This window comes from Stenotrophomonas sp. PA-6-5C, from assembly GCF_021605635.1.
Taxonomy (GTDB): Bacteria; Pseudomonadota; Gammaproteobacteria; order Xanthomonadales; family Xanthomonadaceae; genus Stenotrophomonas; species Stenotrophomonas lactitubi.
This window is the reverse complement of record NZ_WKEE01000033.1, coordinates 37,553-52,852: the sequence shown is the minus strand read 5'-3', so window position 1 is coordinate 52,852 and position 15,300 is coordinate 37,553. Positions and strand designations below refer to the sequence as shown.

The window sequence follows — 15,300 nt, the reverse complement described above, 5'->3', positions numbered from 1 at the left end:
GTCCGCCCCACCCCGCCCGCGCAGCCCACCCTGGTTCCGCAGGCCAAGCCGGTGAAGATCGGCATCGCACTCGGCGGCGGCGCGGCCAAGGGCTTTGCGCATATCGGCGTGATCAAGATGCTCGAGGCCAACGGCTTCGAACCGGTGGTGGTGTCCGGCACCAGTGCCGGCAGCGTGGTCGGCGCCCTGTATGCCAGCGGCATGGACGCCTTCCAGATGCAGAGCAAGGCGGTGGCGCTGGATGAAGCCAGCATCCGCGACGTACGCCTGTTCTCCGGTGGCCTGGTGCAGGGCCAGAAGCTGCAGGACTACGTCAACGAACAGGTGGCCAACCGCCCGGCCGAGCGCCTGAAGAAGCCGTTCGCTGCCGTCGCCACCCAGCTGGAAACCGGCGAGCGCTCGATCTTCGTGCGCGGCAATGTCGGTCAGGCGGTGCGCGCTTCCAGCAGCATCCCAGGCGTGTTCGAACCGGTGAAGATCGGTGGCCGCAACTACATCGACGGCGGCGTGGTCAGCCCGGTGCCGGTGGACGCCGCGCGCCAGCTCGGCGCCGAGTTCGTGATCGCCGTGGACATCTCCAGCAAGGCCAGCGGCAAGGCGCCGACCGGCATGCTCGGCATCGTCAACCAGTCGATCTCGATCATGGGCCAGCGCCTGGGCGAGCAGGAACTGGCACGCGCGGACATCGTTATCCGGCCGAAGGTGCTGGACATCGGCGCTGCCGACTTCAGCCAGCGCGGCACCGCCATCCTGGAAGGCGAGAAGGCCGCGATGGCGGCGATGCCGCAGATCCGCGCCAAGATCCAGCAGCTGCAGAAGGCCCGCGCCGCCGCATTGGCGCCGGCACCGGTGGCTGCGCCGAAGTGCGACGAGCCTTCGCGCCTGGGCAAGCTGATGGGCCGCAAGGAAAAGTGCTGAAGCGCACTGCCTGAACGACCGCCGCGGTCAGCGCCGCGGCGGCGGGTAGCCGCTGGCCAGGCGGCGCTGCCGGCGCCGCTCATCGACCGCCCGGTCGTGCCGCTGTGCACTCAGCTGCAACTGTTCCATCGCGTCCCCCGGCAGCCACAGCTGCTGCTGGGCACGGGTGATCGCGACGTAGGCTGCGCGCACCGGGCTGTGCAGCGCGCGCGCATCATGGCCGCTGTCGAAGCAGCACGGCGCCATGGACACCGTGGCGAACTGCAGGTTCTTGGCATGCTGGGCCAGGCACAGCACGATGCTGGCCTCGCCCGCATCGACCAGCTGCCCGAGCAGACGCTGCAACGCCGCAGCATCGAAGCCACCGGCAAACAGCGCGGGAATGTCCGCCTGTCCACGCTTGGCGCAGACCTGCACGAAGCTTTCCCAGCGTTGTCCGGGGCCGCCAGCGGCGGCGCTGCGCCATGCATCGATCGGACCGTCCACCTCTTTCAACAGCGCCTGCCGCGATGCCGGATGCAGGTGCACGCGCGCGCCGCGCGCAACCAGCGCGTTGGCTTCCAGCAGCATCCGCCACAGGCTGCCGTACAGGCGGGCGCCAGTGCTGGGCACCACCGACCAGTCGTCGTAGCGGCGCAGGCCAGTGGCGCGGTCGCTGGCCCCCATGAACGGTGCCGGCTCGCCGAGATCGTCCAGCGCCAGCGACTGGTTGACCAGCGCATCGACCTGGCGCCCCTGGCGCACCGACTGGTGCATCTCCAGCGTTTTCGCCGATGACCAGCGCTGTACGCGTCCGCTCAACCGCTGATGCGGATCGCCGAGGCTGACCACGCCGGGCGCGTGGGTGGCCAGCAGCTGTTTCCACGCCGGGCTGAGATCGTGTGCCTCATCGACCAGCACCATGCCGAGCGACACGGGCAGCGGCACGCCACGCAGCGCCAGCCATTTGCCGATATGCCCGGCATCCAGCCGCAGGCAACCGCCCTTCTGCACCACCGCATCGAACATGCAGCGCCAGACGAATTCCGCCGCCGCGATGAACGGCGTGGCTTCCAGCTGCGCTGCGCCCAGCGAGCGCTGGAAGTGCCAGGCCTGCAGGTTCGGCGCTGACGACGCACACCAGCGGTTGATGGCGTCCAGGGCGATCATCAAGACCTGGTCCGGCCGGCGCGCGCCGATGGCCGGCAGGCCGAGCCGTGCGGCCGCCTCGCGCAAGGTCAGCGTGCTCTGCCGGTACGTCGGTACGAAGCCGCCGGTCAGGCCGTTGGCGGCGGCATGGCGGGCGATCGTGTTGGCGAACTCGATCTGGGTCAGCAGGCGGGTGCCGGCGTCGGCCGGCAGCCGCGCGCGGAATGCCTCGACCTGGCCACGCGTAGGCGCCACGTAGGTGTAGCGGCCCGGGCGCGCCTGCAGCAGCGCCAGCACCAGATGGCCCTTGCCGGTGCCGGCGTAGGCCTGCAGGTCGATCAGTTCATCGGGATTGGCGGCGATCGCGCGCAGCACGCGTGCCTGTTCGGAGGTGAACAGGCCGTTGTGCTGGGTCGCGTGCGCCGTCTGTTCGTCATCGCCGGCGTCTTCGTCATCGCCTTCGGCCAGTGATGTCGCCGGGAAATGGATCGTGTGTTCCTCGAGGGTGATCCTGCAGGCCGCCTGGAAGTCCGCGCCGGGATACGCGTGCGGCGACGCTGCCAGCACTGTCTCCATCACTTCGTCCGGTGCCAGCAGCACGTCCTGCGCGGCCAGCACGCCCAGCCAGGCCTCCAGCGCACGCGCGTCCTGTCCAGCAGCGGCCGCCAGCTGCGCCTGCGCAGCAGGGCCATCATCCGCGGCGAACAACGCACAGGCATCGTGCAGCACGCGCTGCAGCTGGGCGGCCGGTTGCTTCTGCCGACGACACAGGATGGCCACCAGCAGGCCGGCCTGCTCCAGCGGTGTGTCCGGCGGCGTGCCGTCGGTCAGGTGCCGCAGCAGGCTCTGCTCGCGCAGTGGAAGGAACACCAGGGAAGACGTCGAGGATGGGGTATCAGACATGCCGGAGCCAGAAGGAATCACTGCGCGGCCTGCATGTTGACGGCCGCCGCGGGGCACGATGCTCGGCCAGTGCGCGCGCGCCGTCAAACATCACGACACCCGCTCATTCAAGCTGCGACAACGGCAATGCCTGGAACCCCTTCACCGTGCGCAGCACGAAGCTGGAATTGGCGTCGGCCACGCCGCCGGCGTTGAGCAGCCTGTCCAGCAGGAAGCGTGAAAAATGTTCCAGATCGCGCACATAGACATGCAGCAGGTAGTCCATGTCACCGGTCAGGGCGTGGCAGGCCACCACTTCATCCCAGGCCTGCACGCTGTCGACGAAGTGCCCGATCGCGGCCTGGTCATGCTTTTCCAGCTGCACGCGCACGAAGGCCTGCAGCCCCAGTCCGAGCCGGCGCGGCTCCAGGCGCGCGCCGTAGCCGACGATCACCCCTTCGCTTTCCAGCCGCTGCAGGCGACGCAGGCAGGCCGACGGCGACAGGTTCACCCGTGTCGCCAGCTCGGCGTTGGTGGCGCGACCATCACGCTGGATTTCGGCCAGCAGACGTATATCCGTGCGATCGAACTGGACTTCTCCGGCCATTGTTGCCCCGCAACATGGTGAGTACGCAATGATATTGCGCCAATGCGGCTGATCCGCGCAACTTTTGCAACCCTGTTGCGCGCCCCCTGCCCTAGCATCGTGGGTATCCCGTCAAGGAGTCTTCCATGGACCTCGCCCAGCCCCGCCGCGTCGAACACCAGCAGACCGACAAGGGCTACGTGCCGGTGTACACCACCGCGCTCGTCGAGCAGCCGTGGGACACCTATACCGCCGACGACCACGCCACCTGGAGCACGCTGTACCAGCGCCAGCGCGAGCTGCTGGTCGGCCGCGCCTGCCAGGAATTCCTGGATGCGCAGGACGAGATGGGCATGAGCGCGCACATGATCCCGCGCTTCGACCAGCTCAACGAAGTGCTCGGTGCGGCCACGGGCTGGACCCTGGTGGGCGTGGAAGGCCTGCTGCCGGAACTGGATTTCTTCGATCACCTGGCCAACCGCCGTTTCCCGGTCACCTGGTGGATCCGCCGTCCCGACCAGATCGACTACATCGCCGAACCGGATCTGTTCCACGACCTGTTCGGCCACGTGCCGCTGCTGATGAACCCGGTGTTCGCCAACTACATGGAGGCCTACGGCCGTGGTGGCGTCAAAGCACACGCGATCGGCCCGGAGGCGCTGCAGAACCTGACCCGCCTGTACTGGTACACGGTGGAATTCGGCCTGATCGATACGCCCGAAGGCATGCGCATCTACGGTGCCGGCATCGTCTCGTCGAAGGGCGAATCGCTGTACTCGCTGGAATCGGCCGCACCGAACCGCATCGGTTTCGACCTGCAGCGGATCATGCGCACGCGCTACCGCATCGACACTTTCCAGAAGACCTACTTCGTCATCGACAGCTTCGAACAGCTGATGCAGGCGACGTCACCGGACTTCACCCCGATCTACGCTGCGTTGGCCGACCAGGCGCATCTGCCGGCGGGAGATGTGCAGGCTGAGGACCGCGTGTTCCAGGCCGGTACGGGTGAGGGCTGGGCTGATGGCGGGGATGTGTGAGGGTCCACCGGTTCAACGCAGGCGGTCAGGAATCGTCGCTGGCAGTTGATTGAGCCGCTGCAGCACCGCGTGCGCGTGATAGGTCCGTCCCCAGCGACGATCGTTGCCGGGGACAAGGACTCCTTCAGACTCAAGCGCGTAGATGCCCGTCAGGGCAGATCTATCGGAAACGTCCAATAACGCAGCCACTTTGGCTGCGGTCACCACCGGGTGGCCGATCAGCAGTGGCGGAAGCCTGCGTGCCACCGAGTCGCGTCGATATCCTCGAAGTTGAATCTCCCACTCTGCCATCAGCCGGGACATGTCATCGGCGATGGAGATCGCGTCATGGGAAGACTCCACTACGGCCTGGCACAGCATATCCATCCACGGGCCCCATTCACCGCGAAGCTGCACTTGGTTGAGAGCGTCGTAGTAGGCGCTCCTGTTGCGCAGCAAGGCGCCTGACAGGTAAAGCGGTGGGTGGTGTTCGGCGGCCAGGATCAACGGCAACAGCAGCCTTCCCGTGCGTCCGTTGCCATCCTTGTAAGGATGGATGGTTTCAAACTGGGCGTGGGCTATTGCCAGTTGCGCAATGATGTTGAGTTCAAACGGCTCGTCCTCAACGGGCTCGTACTTCAACATGGCGCGCTCGAGTTCACGCATCCCCTCGTCAATGCGATCGGGCGGCGAAGGAACGAAACGGGCATCCTCCGGTCGTCCACCCAGCGGGCCGATGATGGCCTGCTCCTGGCGGTAGCATCCCTTTGGAAAGTCGTCCGCAGCGTCCTGCATCAGCACTGCATGGAGCTGGTTCACCAGCGTGAGATCGAGTGCCTCACGTCCGCGGGCACGCACGGCGTCAAGGCCCAGTTGCAATGCCTGTACGTAGCGCTCGGTCACCACCACATCGGCAGGCAAACCATCCAGGCCGAGTGTGGCTTCAAACACCAGCAGTTCGTCCAGGTTGGTCTGGGTACCCTCGATCTGGGAGCTCTGAACGGCTTCTCGCCGCGCGAGCGTCCGGGTCACCATGTCGGGGGCAGGCCATTGCCTCATCGCCTGATCCAGACGATCCAGCGAGGCATTTGCAGCGATGAGGCGCTGCCGCGAGCCCGCATGCCCTTCCGGCAACCGGCGAGGCGTCGGTGGAGGGACCATCGCCAGCAGATTGGGCCGCCCTTCCACGGGAACGAGGTAGGTCTGCAAGGGACCTGCAATGTCTGCCCGGCGCATCGGAAATCTCCGCGGAAGTCACTCTATCCTTCAAAAGGCTCCCATGCTTTTGAAGTTTAGGCAAGTAAACTTCAAATTCACCCAGGGCTTTTGAAGCTTCTGGGGATGGATCGCCCGCCCCGGTACCCTGCAGGCCATGACCAATGTGTTTACCGACCTGCGGGTTACCGACGTTGCCTTCAACGACGACTTCGTCCTGTTGACCCTGGCCGATGGCCGCCACACCCGACAGCCATTGCGCTGGGCGCCTGCGCTGTTCGAAGCCAATGCCGAACAACGTGCGCAGTGGGTCACCACCGCCGACGGACTGGGCGTGAACTGGCCGGCGCTGCTGCCGGCGCAGGAGCGCGGCGTGGTCGATGTTCCGAACCAGGTGTGGGATGACCGCTATGAGGCTGCCCTCGCCCGCCTGCAATCGCATGCCTGGACGCTGGATGCGCTGTCCGACGAAGACCAGCAGCTGGTCGCGCTGTGGCGGATGGAAGCGGACATCAACAACGGCGGCTTCATGCAGTTCCTGTGCAACTGGGGCGATCCCACCTGCCAGCTTGCGCTGCGCGCATTGCAGGCGATGGGCGCAACACAGACCCACGCAATCCTGGCGGGCATGCGCGGGCTGCTGGATCGTCTGGAAGACGATCCGGCGATCAAGGAACTGACCGACCTGTACGGCGCGATGAGCGAAGACGAGCAACAGGCGCTGGAGGCGTTCGAGGACGACTACTACGCCCGCCCGGAAGACCTTGCGCGATTGGGCCTGAAGCATTTCGGCGCGGAGCCGTTGTAGAGCCAAGCCGAGCATGGGCTCGGCTCTACAGATAGGCGCAGACCCGTGTAGAGCCGAGCCCACGCTCGGCTGCTTTTCAGCTACCGCGGATACACCAGCAGCACCACCAGATCCTCATCACCTGCCTGCTGCAGCGCATGGCTGCTGCCCGTGCGGGTCAGCAGCGCATGGCCGGCTCGCACATCATGCTGCTTCCCATCCAGCACGTAACTGCCCCGCCCGCTCACGATGTAATAGATCTCGTCCTTGTGCTGCGGGTGCAGGCCGATGCCCGCGCCCTTGTGCAGCACGCGCTTGCGCAGCACGAACGGCAGGCCCTGGGCATCGGCGAAGAACGAGTACGCCGTGGTCGGCCCGGCGCCGCCGTGCGGGCCCGGTTGCGCGCGCGCCAGCGTATCTTCGTGCACCACCTGCGAGGGCCGTGCAGGATCGGCACCCTGCCCTGCGCCCATCACCTCGCAGTCGATATCACGCACCAGTGCGGGCTGCAACGTCGGCAACACCTGCACCGCTTCGCGCAGCACCAGACACGCAACCGCAGTGGCACCGGCCGCGCTGAAGTGCGTGCCATCGGCCTTGTGCTGTTCCGGCACGAACAGGAAGTACGGGCGCGCGCCCTGCTCGCCCAGTGCGCGGATCCAGCGCATGCTGCGGTCGTTGAGGTCGATCAGCGCAACGTGTTCGCGTGCGGCCAGCTGCTGCATGGCCAGCGTGTAACGCGCATGCGTATCCAGAAGCGAACCGAAGTCGTACAGCAGCCGCGCCACCGGCGTGACCAGCACCGGTGTGGCGCCCTTGTCACGCGCCACCTGCACGTAACGCATCAGCAGTTGTGGATAGTCGCTGTCCGGGTCGGTGTAGCGCGTGGGATCTTCGAACTTCGCGTCGTTGTGGCCGAACTGGATCAGCAGCACATCGCCACGGCCTAGTTCGGCGGCAATCGCATCCAGCCGCCCTTCGTCGATGAAGCTGCGCGTGCTGCGCCCGCCCTTGGCGTGGTTGTGCACTTCGAAACGCGCCGGGTCCAGATAGCTCTGCAGCATCTGCCCCCAGCCGGCCTGTGGCGCGCGTTCGGGGCCGTATTCGGCAGCGGTGGAATCGCCGGCAATGAACAGCCGCACCGGCGCCGCATGCGCGGCGGTGCTCGACAGCAACAGCAGCAACAACAGCCTTCCCATCGCCAGCCCCCTGTAGAGCCGAGCCACGCTCGGCTGTTTTTTGATCAGAGCGCGACAGCCGAGCATTGGCTCGGCTCTACAGACCGGTGTACTTCAGCGCGCCAGCCAGCCACCATCGACCGGCAGGACCGCGCCGTTGATGTAATCCGACGCCGACGAAGCCAGGAACACCGCCGCTCCCGCCAGATCTTCCGGGTTGCCCCAGCGGCCGGCCGGAATGCGCTCGAGGATCGCCTTGTTGCGGTCTGCATCGGCGCGCAGCGCGGCGGTGTTGTCGGTGGCCATGTAGCCCGGCGCGATCGCGTTGATGTTCACGCCCTTGCCGGCCCATTCGTTGGCCAGCAAGCGGGTGATGCCGGCGATGCCGCTCTTGCTGGCGGTGTACGACGGAACGCGGACGCCGCCCTGGAACGACAGCATCGAGGCGATGTTGATGATCTTGCCGCTGCCCTGGGCGATGAAATGGCGGCCAGCGGCCTGCGAGATGAAGAAGGCGGACTTGATGTTGACGTTCATCACGTCGTCCCAGTCCTGCTCGCTGAAGTCCACTGCGTCGGCGCGGCGGATCAGGCCGGCGTTGTTGACCAGAATGTCCAGCCTGCCGAGTCCCTCGATGGTTTCGCGCACCACGCGCTCGACCGGCTCGATGCTGATCAGGTTGGCTTCCACCGCCAGGCAGCGACGACCCAGCGCGGTGATCTTCTCGATGGTTTCGGTGGGCGGCGCGATGCCGGCCACGGCGACATCGGCGCCGGCGGCGGCCAATGCCACCGCGATACCCTGGCCCAGGCCGGTATTACCACCGGTTACCAGAGCGACTTTTCCTTCCAGGCTGAAGGGATTGGCCATTGCGTATGCGTTCCTTGGTAGAGGCGTGCGTGATGCAGGCAAGCGGCCACCGCACAGCGTGCGCGGCGGCCTGTCAGTGCTTACTTGAGCTGGCAGATGTCCAGCACGTGCATGTCGGTGTAGTCCAGGTTCTCGCCACCCATCGCCCAGATGAAGGCGTAGTTGCTGGTGCCGGCCCCCATGTGGATCGACCACGGCGGCGACACCACCGCTTCGTTGTTCTGGATGACGATGTGGCGCTGTGCGTCCGGCTCGCCCATGAAGTGGTAGACGCGGTCGTTGTCGCCCAGGTCGAAGTAGAAATAGACCTCGCTGCGGCGGTCGTGCAGGTGCGGCGGCATGGTGTTCCACACGCTGCCCGGCTTGAGCACGGTCAGGCCCAGCAGCAGCTGCGAGGACTGGCAGGTGGCCGGCACGATGTACTGGTAGATGGTGCGCTCGTTGCTGGTTTCCAGCGCGCCGCGATCCAGTGCCACCGCGTCCTTGATCGATAGCTGCTTGGTTTCAAAGCGCGCATGGGCCGGGGTCGAGGCCAGGTAGAACTGCGCCGGGTTGGCGGCATCCTGCGAAGCGAAGACGACGTCCTTGCTGCCCATCGCCACGTACAGGCCATCCTTCGGCCCCAGCGTGTACACGGTGCCATCGACGGTGACCGTACCGGTGCCGCTGCCGACGTTGATGATGCCCAGCTCGCGGCGCTCCAGGAACGGATGGCCGGCGGCTGAGGCCGGTTCGGTCTGCGCGGGCAGTGACAGCGGGCCGCTGACAGGCGCGGCGCCGCCCAGCACGAAGCGTTCGTAGTGGGTGTACTTCAGGGTCACCGCATCGGCGTTGAACAGGCCATCGAGCAGGTACAGCTCGCGCAGCTGATCGTTGCTCGCGCCCTTGATGGCGTCGGGATGGGTGGCGTAATGGGTCTTGCAGTACATGGCTTCTCCAGAGCAGGGGGCGGGCCGATGGTTCGGCCCCGGCACGGTTCACGGTCGATTCTAGCCAGACAGGAAACCGGTGTCATTTTGCGCCGCACGATACAGGTCAGACGGCATCGGCGGGGTGGGGCAGGTGCAGTGTCACGACCAACGGTCGTGACCTACCGGACTGATTCCTTTGGACGCGTCGCAAGCAAGCTGGCGACCTACAGGACTGATTCCTTCGGAATCAGTCCTCTGGCGGCTGGCAGGAATCGCGCACGATCAGGTGCGGACGCACGCTGGCGATCTGCAGCGCAGGCTGGCCATCGGGCTGGATCAGCATCGCCGCGGCGGTGCGGCCGGTGTCGCGGGTATGCCGGCGCACCGAGGTCAGCGACGGCCACAGGCGCGAGGCCAGCGGGCTGTCGTCGTAGCCGACGATGGACAGCTGACGCGGGATGTTGATGCCCGCACGCAGCGCCACCTTGTAGATGCCGGCGGCCATTTCATCGTTGCCGGTGAAGATCGCGGTCGGCCGGCGCTTTCCCAGCAGCAGTTTCTCGGCGGCGGCCACACCGGATTCGAAGGTGTAGCCAGCCTCGATGATGCGATCCTTCGGCAGCTCGATGCCACGCTGCGACAGCGCCTCGATGAAGCCGGCGGTGCGCTCGTGCGCCGAGCGGTAGGCACTCGGGCCGGTCACCAGGGCGATATCGCGGTGGCCAAGCGAAAGCAGATAATCGGCCGCTTCGGCGGCACCATCGCGGTCGTGGGTGACCACCATCTGCGAGGTTTCATCCAGCGGCAGCGCCGCGACGCGGGTGAAGCGGCAGCCGATCTCGTCCAGCATGTCCGCCAGCGCCTGGTCTTCGGACGCACGCGGCACCAGGATCACCCCATGCAGCTTCTGCTGCTGGGCGAAGCGGCGCACGCCGTCGATGTAACCGGGGCTGCGGCTGTCGCAGGGGTGCACCACCAGTTCGAAGCTGGAGCCACGCAGCGCATCCAGCGCGCCGTACTGCATGTCCACGATGTACTGCGCGGTGGGGTTGTCGTAGACCATGCCGATCAGGAACGAGCGGCGGAAGGCCAGGCCACGGGCCAGCGGGTCGGGGGTGTAACCGACCTCGCGCATCAATGCTTCCACCTTGTCGCGCGTGTCCTTGCGCACCAGCGGCGAGTTGTTGATGATCCTTGAAACCGTTTTCTTGGATACACCCGACAGTCGCGCGATGTCATTGATCGTGGCTGCCTTGCCCTTTGCCAATGCCGGCGTAGCGGCATCGTTCTTGTTGCGCACTGACATGTAGTGAACCCGATAAGCCTGGGGATTCCAGCGCGCGCTCAGTCCAGCGCGCGATAGCGGAAGCTGCGGAAGGTTACCGCACCGTTGCCGGCCGCATACAGCGCCGGTTTCAGTGCCAGGAACTTGCCGGCCACATTGTGATGGTAACCGGACACTTCCATCTGAACCGGATACTTCTGCCAACGCTGGCCATCGGCGCTGGAGTGGATGGTGACGATGTGGCGGTTGTTGGTCACCCGCAGCCAGAGCCGGCCGCCCTTGGCACTGGCCGCCAGCCGGGTGGGGCGCTCCTCGCCATAGCGGTGCATGACGAACTGCTCGCCATTGCTGCCCACGCCCACGTACAGGCGGTCGCTGTAGAACAGCAGGGCACCGCCGACCGCGCCGGGGGCGATCTCCATCTCCACCTCGAACTGGTACGCCGGGTCGCCGGCGATGGTGGTCAGTGGCGAGGCATCGCGCGGCGTGCTGCCCTTGCCCTGCAGCACCAGGCCGTCGCCGCTGAAGCGCAGGCGCCGGTATTCATCCACCGCCGGGTTGAAGAACGCCCACTGCGGGCCGAGCGTGCGGCCGGTGAAATCATCGGACAGGGCCATCCCGTGCGGCGTCAGCGCGCTGCCCGATGGCTTGCGCAGCGGCTGCCCGAGGTCCCCGCCCTTGGCCACGAACCAGCCATCGGCGGTCCACTCGATCGGCTCCAGCAGGGCCTGCCGGCCCAGCGTCCAGAAGCCGTTCTCGTAGCCGTGGTACATCATCCACCAGCGGCCGTCGGTGCCTTCGATCACCGTGGCGTGCCCGCGCGACCACCACGGTTCAGCGGCCGACTGCGTGCGCATGATCGGGTTGTTCGGCGCATTCATCCAGGGGCCGTGGATCGAGCGCGAGCGCGCGGTGATCACCATGTGCCCGGTCGGCGGGCCGGCGGTGCCGCCCACCGCGGTGGTCATGTAGTACCAGCCGTCGCGGAAATGGATCTTCGGCCCTTCCTGCGCATAGGCCTCCACGTCCCAGCTTTCCGGGTAGCGCCAGCCGTCGTACACATGCTTCGGCGTACCCGCCACGCTCAGCCCATCATCGGCCAGCTGCACGTAGTCGCCACCGCTGAGGAACAGGTAGCGCTTGCCGTCTTCACCCACCGCGTGGCCGGGGTCGATGTAGCCGCCCAGGCCGATGTCGATCGGTGCGCTCCAGGGACCGGTGATGTCATCGGCCCAGACCACGAAGTTGCTGCGGCGCTCACCGGTGCGCGCCGGGAAGTAAATGAAGTAGCGGCCCTGGTGCTTGACGATGTCCGGCGCCCAGATCGCGCCCACGTTCTGCGTGATCGCATGACCGAGCGGCTGCCAGTTGACCAGGTCGCGCGAGTGCCAGATCGGCAGGCCGGGGTAGGCGTCGAACGAAGACAGGGTGAGGTAGTAGTCCTCGCCGTCCTTCAGCACCGACGGATCGGGCCTGTCACCAGCCAGCACCGGATTCAGGAAGGTGCCATCGCCGAGGTCAGCCTGGCGCTGCTGCTCGATGCCGCGCTTCCATTGCGCAGGCGCGGGATCGGCAGCCAGTGCAGGCAGCGCAGCCAGCAGCAGGCCGAGCAGGGCAGTTGCAGCAGCGCGGTGCAGGGTGTGTGTCATGGGAGCGGCTCCGCTCATCAGGCGCGCAGCGCGGCGGGCAGCCACAGCGACAGCGACGGGAAGAAGGTGACGACCAGCAGCACGCCCAGCGCGGCGAACCAGAACGGCCAGATGGTGCGCATGCTCTGGCCGACACTGATCTTGCCGATGGCGGTGCCGATGAACAGCACCGAGCCTACCGGCGGGGTGACCAGGCCGAGGCCGCCGGTCAGCACCAGCACCAGGCCGAAGTGGATCGGATCGATGCCATAGGCCTTGGCCACCGGCAGGAAGATCGGCGTGCAGATCAGGATCATCGGTGCCAGGTCCATGAAGGTGCCCAGCAGCAGCAGCATCACCACGATCATCAGCAGCACCATGAACTGGCTGTGCGCGAACGACTGCAGGAAGTCCACCGCCGCCGCAGGCACCTGCAGGTAGGCCAGCAGCCAGCCGAACACCGCCGCGGTGGCGATCACGAACAGGATCACGCCGGTGCTGCGCGCGGCATGGATCACGGTGTCGAAGAACTCACGCCAGCGCAGTTGCCGGTACAGCACGGTGGTGACCAGCAGGGCGTAGACAACGGCGATGGCCGCGCTTTCCACCGCGGTGAAGATGCCGGCGCGGATACCCACGAAGATCAGCGCCACCAGGCCCAGGCCGGGCAGGGCGGAGACGATGCGCAGCAGCACCGCGCGCCAGCCCGGGAACACTTCCACGCCATAGCCGCGGCGACGCGCGACCACATAGCCGGTGATCATCAATGCCAGGGTCATCAGCAGCGCCGGCACGATGCCTGCCGCGAACAGGTCAGCGATCGACAGGCCACCACCGGCAGCGGCCGAGAACAGGATCAGGTTGTGCGATGGCGGCACCAGCAGCGCCACCAGCGCGGCGGTGATGCTGACGTTCACCGCGAAGTCGCGGTCGTAGCCGCGCTTGACCATCTGCGGAATCATCGTGCCGCCCACGGCCGACACATCGGCGATGGCCGAGCCGGACACACCACCGAAGAACAGCGAGGACAGGATCGACACCTGGCCCAGCCCGCCACGCATGCGCCCCACCAGCGATGACGCCAGGGCGATCAGGCGTTCGGAGATGCCGCCGCGCATCATGATCTCGCCAGCGAAGATGAACAGTGGAATGGCGATCAGCGAGGCCGAACCGGTGCCGGCGGAGATCTGCTGGACCAGCACGATGCTGGGGATGTCCAGGTAGAGCAGGGTAGCCAGCGCGGCGGCGGCCAGCGCGTAGGCCACCGGAACGCCCAGCAGCAGCAGTGCGGCGAAAACAGCGAACAGGATGGTGATGCCCATGGATCAACGATCTCCTTCAGCGTCGACGGCGTCGGCGTCGGCATCAGCTGCCGTGGCATGCAGCGCCTTCCACGCACGGTTCAGTGCGAACAGCAGCATCAGCGCACCGCCTACGGCCAGCGGCAGGTAGTTGATGCTCTGCGGCAGGTTGGCGCCGGCGGTCTTGATGTCCATGCCATCGAGCAGCAGGTCGGCCGACCAGAACGCGATGAAGCCACCCAGCACAGCCACCACCAGCTGGGTGAACACATCCACCGCCCGGCGCAGGCCGGCGCCCATGTAGGCATGCAGCAGGAAGAAGCCGAAGTGGCGATTGGTGTGGACGCCGCAGGCCGCGCCCAGGCTCATGGCCGTGGCCAGCAGCAGCAGGGTCACCGGCTCGGTCCAGCTGGGCGAATCGTTGATCACATAGCGGGCGAACACCTGCCAGCCCTGCACCACTACCAGGCCCAGCAGCGCGGCCACGGCGAAATGGATGGCGATGTCGGCGATGCGGTCCAGCAGGCGCTGGCCGGGGCCGGCGGCGGGAATCGTCGTCTCGGTCATGGCAGTGTCCTCAGGCGGCAGCGCGGATGCGGGCGACCAGCGCGGCCAGCTCGGGTTGCTGCAGGTACTGCTGCAGCAGCGGCTGGGCGGCGGCGCGGAACGCGGGAAGGTCCACCTCGTTGGCTTTCACGCCAGAGGCCAGCACCGCGCGGCGCGCGGCATCTTCGGAGGCATCCCATTGTTCGCGCATCACCTTCACCGAGGCGCGTGCGGTCTCCAGCAGCAGCTGGCGATCGGCCGGCTGCAGGCGCTCGAAGCTGGCGCGCGACATCAGCAGCACGTCCGGCGCATACGAGTGATCGCTCTGCGACCAGTAATGCGCCGCCTCGAAATGCCGGCTGGAATGGAAGCTGCGCATGTTGTTCTCGGCACCGTCGATCATGTGCGTCTCCATGCCGGAGAACGTGTCGCCCAGCGACATCGGCGTCGGGTTGGCGCCGAGCAGGCGCATCAGCTGGATGAAGATGTCCGAGGACGCCACGCGCAGTTTCAGCCCGTGCAGATCACTGGGCTGCACGATGGGATGCTTGGTGTTGTAGAAGCAGCGCGCGCCGGAATCATAGATCGCCAAGCCGACCAGGTCGCGACTCTCGAAACCACGCAGCACCGCCTCGGCGATGCCGCCATCGAGTGCGGCGCGCTGGTGCGCCACCGACTCGAACACGTACGGCAGACACAGTGCCTGGGTCAGCGGAAATGCGTTGTTCAACGCACCGGCATACACGCGGGTGATGTCGATGGCACCGAAACGGGCCATGTCGATCGCTTCCGATTCGCGACCGAGCTGGCCGGAATGGTATTGCCGCAGGCGCAGGCGACCGTTGCTTTCGCGCTGCAGCGTTTCGCCGATCCACTTCACCGCGGTCACGGTGGGGTAGTCGGCCACATGCACGTCAGTGGCCGTCAGCAGCTGGCCACCGTCGATGGCATCTGCGGGCCCGCGGCCACAGGCCGCGAGCATCGGGGTGGCCAGCGCAGCAGCGCCACCGGCCAGGAAGTGTCGTCGTGTGATCATCTGCGCCCTC

Annotated in this window: 14 protein-coding genes; 3 read left to right on the top strand and 11 right to left on the bottom strand. The window is 66.6% G+C overall.

The window, feature by feature from the left end:
- On the top strand, positions 1-918 hold a 918-nt coding region (locus GIW57_RS14660), incomplete at its 5' end, for a patatin-like phospholipase family protein (RefSeq protein ID WP_236511733.1).
- A gap of 27 nt (positions 919-945) precedes the next feature.
- Here the strand turns inward: GIW57_RS14660 and GIW57_RS14655 are convergent.
- Both GIW57_RS14655 and GIW57_RS14650 read right to left on the bottom strand, forming a co-directional pair.
- Entirely contained in the window at positions 946-2,949 is a 2,004-nt protein-coding gene (locus GIW57_RS14655) for a hypothetical protein (protein ID WP_236511731.1), read from the bottom strand.
- Positions 2,950-3,052: 103 nt separating this feature from the next.
- Positions 3,053-3,535, bottom strand: coding sequence for an Lrp/AsnC family transcriptional regulator (locus tag GIW57_RS14650; RefSeq protein ID WP_025875473.1), 483 nt, complete (start codon positions 3,533-3,535; stop codon positions 3,053-3,055).
- Between the two features lie 125 nt (positions 3,536-3,660).
- On the opposite strand from GIW57_RS14650, the gene phhA reads away from it, so the two are divergent.
- Complete coding sequence (phhA, locus tag GIW57_RS14645) at positions 3,661-4,554, top strand: phenylalanine 4-monooxygenase (protein ID WP_059063088.1); 894 nt, start codon at positions 3,661-3,663, stop codon at positions 4,552-4,554.
- Between the two features lie 12 nt (positions 4,555-4,566).
- On the opposite strand, the gene GIW57_RS14640 is transcribed toward phhA, so the two are convergent.
- On the bottom strand, positions 4,567-5,742 hold the full coding sequence (locus tag GIW57_RS14640; protein ID WP_162291992.1) for a Fic/DOC family N-terminal domain-containing protein: 1,176 nt from the start codon (positions 5,740-5,742) through the stop codon (positions 4,567-4,569).
- A 163-nt stretch (positions 5,743-5,905) separates the two neighbouring features.
- On the opposite strand from GIW57_RS14640, the gene GIW57_RS14635 reads away from it, so the two are divergent.
- Positions 5,906-6,556 (top strand): DUF4375 domain-containing protein, encoded by a 651-nt coding sequence (locus GIW57_RS14635; protein ID WP_236511729.1) that lies wholly within the window; start codon positions 5,906-5,908, stop codon positions 6,554-6,556.
- A gap of 80 nt (positions 6,557-6,636) precedes the next feature.
- On the opposite strand, the gene GIW57_RS14630 is transcribed toward GIW57_RS14635, so the two are convergent.
- The 8 genes from GIW57_RS14630 to GIW57_RS14595 all read right to left on the bottom strand — a co-directional run bounded on the left by GIW57_RS14630 (position 6,637) and on the right by GIW57_RS14595 (position 15,290).
- Positions 6,637-7,734 carry a GDSL-type esterase/lipase family protein gene (locus GIW57_RS14630; protein ID WP_236511727.1) on the bottom strand — a complete coding sequence of 366 codons (1,098 nt, stop codon included), beginning with the start codon at positions 7,732-7,734 and terminating at the stop codon, positions 6,637-6,639.
- A gap of 93 nt (positions 7,735-7,827) precedes the next feature.
- Positions 7,828-8,583: a 2-dehydro-3-deoxy-D-gluconate 5-dehydrogenase KduD gene (gene kduD / locus GIW57_RS14625; RefSeq protein ID WP_236511725.1), complete on the bottom strand. Its 756-nt coding sequence runs from the start codon at positions 8,581-8,583 to the stop codon at positions 7,828-7,830.
- A gap of 80 nt (positions 8,584-8,663) precedes the next feature.
- Complete coding sequence (gene kduI / locus GIW57_RS14620) at positions 8,664-9,512, bottom strand: 5-dehydro-4-deoxy-D-glucuronate isomerase (RefSeq protein WP_236511723.1); 849 nt, start codon at positions 9,510-9,512, stop codon at positions 8,664-8,666.
- A 229-nt stretch (positions 9,513-9,741) separates the two neighbouring features.
- The gene (locus GIW57_RS14615) at positions 9,742-10,800 is read right to left on the bottom strand and encodes a LacI family DNA-binding transcriptional regulator (RefSeq protein WP_100461729.1); all 1,059 of its coding nucleotides are present in this window, start codon (positions 10,798-10,800) and stop codon (positions 9,742-9,744) included.
- 38 nt (positions 10,801-10,838) lie between these two features.
- Complete coding sequence (locus GIW57_RS14610; protein ID WP_236511721.1) at positions 10,839-12,428, bottom strand: family 43 glycosylhydrolase; 1,590 nt, start codon at positions 12,426-12,428, stop codon at positions 10,839-10,841.
- Between the two features lie 17 nt (positions 12,429-12,445).
- Positions 12,446-13,729 carry a TRAP transporter large permease gene (locus GIW57_RS14605; RefSeq protein ID WP_229978547.1) on the bottom strand — a complete coding sequence of 428 codons (1,284 nt, stop codon included), beginning with the start codon at positions 13,727-13,729 and terminating at the stop codon, positions 12,446-12,448.
- A gap of 3 nt (positions 13,730-13,732) precedes the next feature.
- Entirely contained in the window at positions 13,733-14,275 is a 543-nt protein-coding gene (locus tag GIW57_RS14600; protein ID WP_236511719.1) for a TRAP transporter small permease, read from the bottom strand.
- Between the two features lie 10 nt (positions 14,276-14,285).
- On the bottom strand, positions 14,286-15,290 hold the full coding sequence (locus GIW57_RS14595) for a TRAP transporter substrate-binding protein (RefSeq protein ID WP_100461726.1): 1,005 nt from the start codon (positions 15,288-15,290) through the stop codon (positions 14,286-14,288).
- Between the last annotated feature and the right edge of the window lie 10 nt (positions 15,291-15,300).

Bases quoted from the DNA above. Each gene is read 5' to 3' on its own strand.
- GIW57_RS14595 (WP_100461726.1), bottom strand. From the start codon at position 15,290: ATGATCACACGACGACACTTCCTGGCCGGTGGCGCTGCTGCGCTGGCC.
- GIW57_RS14630 (WP_236511727.1), bottom strand. From the start codon at position 7,734: ATGGGAAGGCTGTTGTTGCTGCTGTTGCTGTCGAGCACCGCCGCGCAT.
- kduD (WP_236511725.1), bottom strand. From the start codon at position 8,583: ATGGCCAATCCCTTCAGCCTGGAAGGAAAAGTCGCTCTGGTAACCGGT.
- phhA (WP_059063088.1), top strand. From the start codon at position 3,661: ATGGACCTCGCCCAGCCCCGCCGCGTCGAACACCAGCAGACCGACAAG.
- kduI (WP_236511723.1), bottom strand. From the start codon at position 9,512: ATGTACTGCAAGACCCATTACGCCACCCATCCCGACGCCATCAAGGGC.
- GIW57_RS14610 (WP_236511721.1), bottom strand. From the start codon at position 12,428: ATGACACACACCCTGCACCGCGCTGCTGCAACTGCCCTGCTCGGCCTG.
- GIW57_RS14650 (WP_025875473.1), bottom strand. From the start codon at position 3,535: ATGGCCGGAGAAGTCCAGTTCGATCGCACGGATATACGTCTGCTGGCC.
- GIW57_RS14605 (WP_229978547.1), bottom strand. From the start codon at position 13,729: ATGGGCATCACCATCCTGTTCGCTGTTTTCGCCGCACTGCTGCTGCTG.
- GIW57_RS14655 (WP_236511731.1), bottom strand. From the start codon at position 2,949: ATGTCTGATACCCCATCCTCGACGTCTTCCCTGGTGTTCCTTCCACTG.
- GIW57_RS14635 (WP_236511729.1), top strand. From the start codon at position 5,906: ATGACCAATGTGTTTACCGACCTGCGGGTTACCGACGTTGCCTTCAAC.
- GIW57_RS14600 (WP_236511719.1), bottom strand. From the start codon at position 14,275: ATGACCGAGACGACGATTCCCGCCGCCGGCCCCGGCCAGCGCCTGCTG.
- GIW57_RS14615 (WP_100461729.1), bottom strand. From the start codon at position 10,800: ATGTCAGTGCGCAACAAGAACGATGCCGCTACGCCGGCATTGGCAAAG.